Origin of the sequence: Desulfurococcus sp. (assembly GCF_049970475.1) — an archaeon.
GTDB lineage: Archaea > Thermoproteota > Thermoprotei_A > Sulfolobales > Desulfurococcaceae > Desulfurococcus > Desulfurococcus amylolyticus.
Genome location: NZ_JBMFMW010000073.1, coordinates 1 through 5884, shown reverse-complemented (window position 1 = coordinate 5884; position 5884 = coordinate 1). Strand labels below are relative to the sequence as shown.

6 protein-coding genes are annotated in these 5884 nt (G+C 44.0%); 3 read left to right on the top strand and 3 right to left on the bottom strand.

The genetic code is table 11. The features are described 5' to 3' along the window. Positions 1-49 precede the first annotated feature (49 nt). Complete coding sequence (locus ACP5N5_RS05225; protein ID WP_042667659.1) at positions 50-1195, bottom strand: pyridoxal-phosphate-dependent aminotransferase family protein; 1146 nt, start codon at positions 1193-1195, stop codon at positions 50-52. A 375-nt stretch (positions 1196-1570) separates the two neighbouring features. Here ACP5N5_RS05225 and ACP5N5_RS05220 point away from each other — a divergent pair, with 375 nt between their 5' ends. Next, positions 1571-1978, top strand: a complete 408-nt coding sequence (locus tag ACP5N5_RS05220) for a hypothetical protein (protein ID WP_428133584.1) — start codon at positions 1571-1573, stop codon at positions 1976-1978. Here the strand turns inward: ACP5N5_RS05220 and ACP5N5_RS05215 are convergent. Beyond that, entirely contained in the window at positions 1950-2165 is a 216-nt protein-coding gene (locus ACP5N5_RS05215; protein WP_048058867.1) for a hypothetical protein, read from the bottom strand. The genes ACP5N5_RS05220 and ACP5N5_RS05215 overlap by 29 nt on opposite strands. 85 nt (positions 2166-2250) lie before the next feature. On the opposite strand from ACP5N5_RS05215, the gene ACP5N5_RS05210 reads away from it, so the two are divergent. Then, the gene (locus tag ACP5N5_RS05210) at positions 2251-3357 is read left to right on the top strand and encodes a M24 family metallopeptidase (RefSeq protein ID WP_012608582.1); all 1107 of its coding nucleotides are present in this window, start codon (positions 2251-2253) and stop codon (positions 3355-3357) included. 4 nt (positions 3358-3361) lie between these two features. On the opposite strand, the gene ACP5N5_RS05205 is transcribed toward ACP5N5_RS05210, so the two are convergent. Beyond that, positions 3362-4204, bottom strand: a complete 843-nt coding sequence (locus tag ACP5N5_RS05205) for an inositol monophosphatase family protein (protein ID WP_042667655.1) — start codon at positions 4202-4204, stop codon at positions 3362-3364. Positions 4205-4292: 88 nt separating this feature from the next. Between ACP5N5_RS05205 and ACP5N5_RS05200 the strand changes: the two genes are divergently transcribed. Next, positions 4293-5822 (top strand): protein kinase, encoded by a 1530-nt coding sequence (locus ACP5N5_RS05200; RefSeq protein ID WP_428133576.1) that lies wholly within the window; start codon positions 4293-4295, stop codon positions 5820-5822. The last annotated feature ends 62 nt before the right edge of the window (positions 5823-5884 follow it).

Below are 5884 nucleotides of genomic sequence, written 5' to 3'. Positions count from 1 at the left end.
AGTAGAGACGTCGAGAGAATAAAACGTGTTCAAAAATATTTACAAGAATTCAGAACCTGCTGACGGCTGTAAGTACCTCCTTCAGGTTCCTGAATAAGTCCTCTATATCCTTCTCGGTTATATAGCCCATGTGTCCTATCCTGAAGGTCTCGTCTTTCACCTTACCATATCCTTTAGCTATTTCAATGCCTCTCTTTCTAAGCTCCTCGTATATCACTGGCCCCTTGACTCCGGGGGGATTATATACAACTGTTATTGTAGGGCTATAATAGCCTGGTTCTGCGAAGAGTTTTAAGCCGAGTTCCAGCACACCCCTCCTAATCTTCTCAGCTCTCTCAGCATACATTCTAAGCCATGCTTCTCTCCCACCCATCTTCTCAACTATTCTCAGTGCGACGTTGAGGCCTGCTATTTGTGGAATTGGTGGCGTCGTTGGCGTAGACCACTGTTTCTCAAGGAACTCCTTTATCTCCAGTAGGTCAAAGTATAGTCCTCTCTCGGGTATCTTTTTCGCTTTCTCAAATACTTCCTCGCTTACAGCAGCCATAGCGAGGCCTGGGGGAACACCAAATGCTTTCTGGCTACTGGCGAAGACTAGGTCTATGCCCCATTCGTCCACCCTGATATCAGCTGCACCCATAGCTGAAACAGCGTCAACGAAGAGTAGTTTACCATGTTCCTTCACCACCTTGGCCAGCTCTTTCAACGGGTTTAATACTCCTGTACTGGTTTCATTATATGTTATCGTGACTGCCTCTACATCAGGGTTCTTCTTTAGCGCGTCATCCAGCTCTTCTGGTATGACTGGTTTACCCAGCGGCTTCTCCAATACTATTGGTATCCTGCCATTCCTCTCAACAGCCTCCTTATACCTGTTCCCGAACTCACCTATCACTGTTACAAGCACCTTACCTCTAGGGGTAACAGCGTTTCTCACACTAGCCTCCATGAAGCCTGTACCACTTGATGGTATCAGTAAAACAGTGGCTTTTCTAGCAAGGAGGAAGTCGGCGAGCCTTTTAACGGTATCCTTGTGTAATTCCTGGTATTCCTTACTCCTGTGGCTTAATTGCTGTATCTTCATGGCTTCAAGGACTTCGGGAAAGCATGCAACAGGTCCTGCTGTGAATAGCTTCATGGGTTTAGGCCATAGGATTTTCTCCACTTCCTTAACAACATCCATGTAGCTTGTCATATATTCACACCTATGTGAAAAGGTATCGTCAAAACCTAGTTAAATAGTTTATTCAGGAGTCCCAGTCGCTCCACCTACATCATCAACTCAGTACGTCTCTGCCCGGTCATCCCGGATCCTCGCTATGTGTAAACTCCTTATTTAATCATCGTGACAGCATTCCCCCAAGGAAGACCCTGTTTCTAGAGATGCTTCAATAATATTAAAGACTAATCGTCTACAAGACACCGGGCAATTCAGAGCCTGGTTAAATGAAGCTGAAAGCTTATAAGTTCATTCACCACTATAAGACATTGGTCTCCATGATAGCGGCATCAAGGTAGTTTACCCAGAGTTCCTGTTTAGTCATGGATCAATTTATGGGAGGATACAGCTATGGAGGTATACCTGGAGCTACGTGGAAACCGCTGGATACGTGTAACAGGCAGGTTGAAACAGGTGGTTGTATCTAAGGGTAGGAAGAGCCTTAGATACGTGTTAGTTGGTGAAACAGTTGATAAACCCCCATCTATCAAGGGCTGGTACTCAATGAAGGTACCTGCCGGCGGACTTAACAAGCTTATCCTCAAATTAATTGAGGAGAATACAGGGCACATAGTTGTGTTTGGGAGGAGTGAAGATGGCGAATATGTTGCTAAAACGGAATCAATAGAGGCTCTTGAACTGGTTAGAAAAACTATTAGAGAGGTTCTCGTAGCTAAGGGTAGAACCATGCAAAGGGATTATGGCTTAGGCGAGGAGTCTTTAAAACAGTCTAATGTTGTTGGGAAGGAGGAGGGGTAAAAGTCTTTTTAATACTTATAGCCTCACCGCTGCGTGTTATCTCTATTCTCTCTACCTCTAGCTTGAAGCCGCAGATAGGACACCTATAGTTGAAGTATGCCTTCACTGTACCATCGCTAAGTTTCTCGGACTCCAAGACAAGTATCATTGTATTATTGTCTTTAGGACACTTTACCTCAATGCTCAAGTATATCACCACGCATTCACAATACCTCCATAGTTTATATTTGTTTCAAGCATTAATAACTCATTGATTACTAGGGTTGAATGATATGAGTAGGGAATTAAGGATAGGAAAACTCGTAAGTCTCATGGAGTCCCATGGATTACAGGACATAGTATTGGTCTCCCCTGAAAATATAGAGTATTATACTGGTGTGGAGACGGTGGCCGATGCCACGCTACTGCTACATGCGACCAGAGGTGGAGGTGTAAGTATATATGTCCCGCTCCTCGAATACTATAGATACAGGGACTCACTTCCGGGAGAAGTAGAGGTATATGCCTACTCGAAAACCCTGAAGCCTAGTGATGCAAGGATAGTTGAAAAAGACTACAGGGAGATCCTGAAGGAAATAATCGATAAAAGCAGCAAGATAGGTATTGACAAACAGCTTCAAGACACCCCGATCCAGCAGGAAACCCATAGCGATAGAGTAGTCGATATCTCAGGAGACGTGTGGAAGCATAGAATGATTAAGGACGAGAAGGAAATAGAGGCCATCAGGAAGGCAGTTGATATAACCATAAAGGGGATAAAGACGATCCAGGACAATATATCGGAGGGCGTTACAGAGGCCGAGCTCGCAGGTTTCTTTGAGGAAAGAGTGAGAAGGGAAGGAGTGAAGAAGTACGCGTTCGACCCAATTATAGCATTTAAACCAGGTAATAGCTATCCCCATATTCTACCAGGTAGTAAGAAGCTGGGTAGGAGAGATCTCGTGTTAATTGATGTGGGTGTTAAATACAGGGGTAGATGCAGTGATTTAACGAGGATGATTACATGGGGCAGACCCACCCCTGATGAAAGAAGGAGCCTGGAAGCAGTAGAGGAGGCGCTCTGGGAATCCATTGACAGTATCTACCCAGGCATTAAAGCTGGTGATGTTGCTGAGAAAGCTGTTAAAAAACTTGAGAAATATGGCTTACATGAGAGATTCATACATGGGTTAGGCCATGGAATAGGTATAGCTGTACATGAACCCCCATATCTTAGGCTTGGAGGCTCGACACTGCTTGAGCCAGGGATGGTCTTCACTATTGAGCCAGGCGTGTATTTTAACGGTAGGTATGGCGTGAGAATGGAGGAAGATGTATTGGTGACCAGGAAGGGTGTTAGAGTGCTTTCACGCAGGCTTAAACCATTGCTGATGCTATAGTTTTTCAACTAGCGAACCATTTTCTCCTTATTTCATTAATTATTGAATCGTTACTTGGGCCGATTACAAGCCTCCTTACTATCTCCACTTTATCTACCCGTATACTATTCAGCGATGGTTCAACTAGTATGCTACTCCCTAGCTTTACAGCTGCCACTATTGCTAACGCTACATCAGTGTTTCTCAGCCGCCCTGTTAGAGAGATGAAGTAGTCTATTAATCCAAGTGATGCCAGGGTGGACTCGATGGATGCAGAGCCCATTATCCTTAGCTTAAAGCCTTCTCCTTGATTGATGACCATATCCCTTATAATTGAGAACTCCTCTACTCTATTAAAGTAAGCTGATACAATTCTATGTTGTCTTCTATTGATCGATACCCGTTTCTCATAAACCTTATTGTCATACATGATCTTGCTATCTATATACTCTATTTGAATATTGTTGAATACATCAGCTACCACGCCATATATGGCTTCGTGTATTAGTGGAGGCGGGCCAGATCTATTAACCGTATATAGCGTCATAGAAATACTTGCAAATGGTATTTGTGATACATAGTTGAGGCTTCCATCAAGGGGATCGAGTAGTACTATGTAATCAGGGTTTTCTCTCAGCCTATATAATCCCTTCTCCTCGCTGACTACCCATATGTTTAGCCCGGATTTACTGAACGCGTCGACAGCATATTCCTCCGCCATGAGGTCTATACGCCTCGTTATATCTCCTGAAACCCCCTCCCCAACTACAGTAGCGTACCCTGGGTCCCCGTAGTGCTCACGTAGGAGGGATTTCAGCTCGTCGATGATTTTTTTAGATGTCTTGATCATCTCATCTGATCCGTGCATTACTTTTACCACCTTTGTAATTTTAACCCATCTAGAATCATTATTATTTATTTAGTAAGGTTGGATAATGATTAAATAGGTGTCGCTTTTGTCGCATTATTTAAGAACGCATGACCGGTTGGATGAAGCCAGTGAGATATTTGCAGATCCATTAAATCTGGCGTCATTAATTAGAAAAATCAGTATTGTTGAACCCGAGAGAGAATTACCGTGTAGTGAAGCGGTTGATACACTGGGTAAAATTGGCGAGAGATTCTTTAAGGAAAAGAATGACTTAGCCTACGCTGTCATAAAATATGATCGAAGGAGGAAAACCCTTAGATTCATAGTAGTGGGAAACATAGTGCTCGCCGTAGTGGGTGAGGCCCCAGGAGCCATTGCGAAAGGCGGTGAAGCATATAGAATGCTTCTCGAGGCTGCATCATATCCTAAAACCACCTGTAGCATTGTAATAGGGAGATTGAGCCAGGATGATCTACCTTCCTCATTAAAGAGCATCCTGGAGTATGCCTTGAAAACCAGGATTACTTTCCCCGATGCATGGATCAATAGGGCGATATATGGATTCAAGGTAACCGGGATACTGGACGAGGATGAATATAGTTTTAAGCTACATGCAGTTGACCCTGAGGGATCCCAGTATATTATTGAAATACCGAAACTGGAGCAGGTAGATAATACGGGGAAACTATTTCTAAACACGATTGATGCATTAAACTACCAGTTCTCCCTAAGATCTATTCAATACCCAGCCGGCGTCGGGGCAGATGCGTTAAGAAAGCTAGTCGGCTTCGCTAAGTATATGGGCCAATGCGTAGGCTTTATAGCCGGCCAGCACCCCCTCGATGAGAAGACATATCTTGAGCTCCCTCCATGCATTATTAAATCACATAGTGGCGGCGTAAACCTTGAGAGGAAGATCAAGGAATCCCAGTTAAACACTGAGGAAGCACTCTTCATTCTCCATAGGTTAACCGGGTTGGCTGCCCTCATGAATACGCTTGGCTACGGGTTGAATGCTCTAAGACTTAGAGATGTATGGCTAGTTGAGGACCCGAGTGAGCCACTAGGCTATAGGCCCGTGGTTGAGTATTGCACTAATCTCCAGAGGCTCGACTCTCCTTATAGAGGGTTATACAGGGGGCTTGAAACCATTGATCCCCTTATACTACTCACTAACAGGATTACACCGGCGGGTAATTTATTCATGGCTTCCTCCATGATCCTGCAAGCCTTAACGAATAAACCTATCCTACCACATCTCCAGTTAAACAAGCTAATATCACGTATCCTCTTCAATATAGAGACCCCCCTCTTACAAGGCGAGGGATTGGAGGAATACACGAGCAACTCGAAAACCATTATCGAGCAGCTAGCACGAGGAGAGACAAGAATTGAGGAAGCACTACCTAAGCTATGGGAACCTGTTGACGAATATCTCACAATGTATCTCGAGTCCCTAAAAGGTAGGATCAATGGAAAAATCCTAGAATACTTAACAAGGGCTCTAAGCATTAACCCTGAGAAACGTGTTCAGAATCCCGTCGACATGTTTAAAATCCTGGAGGAAACCCTTATCGAGGATGGATACTCTGAAATACTAGTATTAAAAACATAGTGGAGTATTTTTCACTGCTTAGACTTTAACATAGGTGTTCAATAGCTAGGGGGTTCAGGTCT

Excerpts from the sequence above, each read along its gene's own strand:
- ACP5N5_RS05220 (WP_428133584.1), top strand. The coding sequence starts at position 1,571 with ATGGAGGTATACCTGGAGCTACGTGGAAACCGCTGGATACGTGTAACA.
- ACP5N5_RS05210 (WP_012608582.1), top strand. The coding sequence starts at position 2,251 with ATGAGTAGGGAATTAAGGATAGGAAAACTCGTAAGTCTCATGGAGTCC.
- ACP5N5_RS05225 (WP_042667659.1), bottom strand. The coding sequence starts at position 1,195 with ATGACAAGCTACATGGATGTTGTTAAGGAAGTGGAGAAAATCCTATGG.
- ACP5N5_RS05205 (WP_042667655.1), bottom strand. The coding sequence starts at position 4,204 with ATGCACGGATCAGATGAGATGATCAAGACATCTAAAAAAATCATCGAC.